At 33.8% G+C, this 1,092-nt stretch carries 1 protein-coding gene; it reads left to right on the forward strand.

Annotation, left to right across the window (positions count from 1 at the left end; genetic code table 11):
• The coding region (locus AC1DTM_RS27900) for a CehA/McbA family metallohydrolase (RefSeq protein ID WP_477001416.1) at nt 1-1,092 on the forward strand (1,092 nt) is incomplete at both ends.

Below are 1,092 nucleotides of genomic sequence, written 5' to 3' on the forward strand. Positions count from 1 at the left end.
GTATATATCCCTCATTGTGCAAAGAAAGTAGTGAAATTTACTGGGGAAAAAGTTGACTATACAGTAAATATAGAAGTGAATGATCAGTTGGAGCGAAAGTATAGTAGAGAGCATTTTTGTAAGGGCAATGTTTTTATCGATGAAGACCGTTTTAATAAGGTAGTAAATGAAGAACATCGCTGGTACAAAGGGGATTTTCATGAACATACAGATTTAACAGATGGCGAGATAGATGATGAACTTGGAATGGAAGTATGTGAAAAACAAGAATTAGATTTTTTATATGCGACGGAGCACAATATTGTTATGCCATCATATCAAAAAGGAAACACATTAATTATACCATCTATGGAACTTACAACTCCTTATGGTCATTACAACATATTTGGTATAAGAGAATTCATTGATTTTACAGAGTATATAGATGAATCATTTAGCGCTGAAAAAATGAATGCACTATTTTCACTCATGAAAGAAAAAGGGTATTTATTGAGTGTGAATCATCCATTTATGAAGCCTTGGGCGAACCAAGTTAATATTAACTTAGAAAATGTTCATACGATGGAAATTATGTGTGATCCAACGTATAAAAAAAGTAAATCATCTACTTTAGAAGCTTTACGTTGTTTCGATCAAATGTGGTCAAATGGTCTTAAAATCTGGGGAATAGGAGGAAGTGACTCTCATTTACATCCGTCTAAAACATTCCCAGGATCAAAAGACCCATCCATTTACGGTGATCCAGGAACATATGTATTATGTAACGGTTTATCTATTAAAAACTTGAAATTTGCGATTCAAAAAGGAAGAATTTATTTCTCTCGATTTAGAAAACTAGCGATAGATATTCAAAACGAAGGTGAAACGATTGCTGTCGGCGATGAGGCTAAAGGAAATATTGTTTATAACGTTCAAACAGATAAACCGTGTGAGTGGAGACTACTTATAAATGGAAGAACGATTGAAAAAGAATACGGAAGCGATGTAACCTTTGCATTCACTTTAAATGAAGGGGCGTACGCTAGAGTTGAGGGATGGGAAGAGGACGAATTAGTAGCATTTATTAATCCTATTCATAATAAAGTTCAGAAT

Source organism: Bacillus sp. P4_D3 (assembly GCF_056401855.1).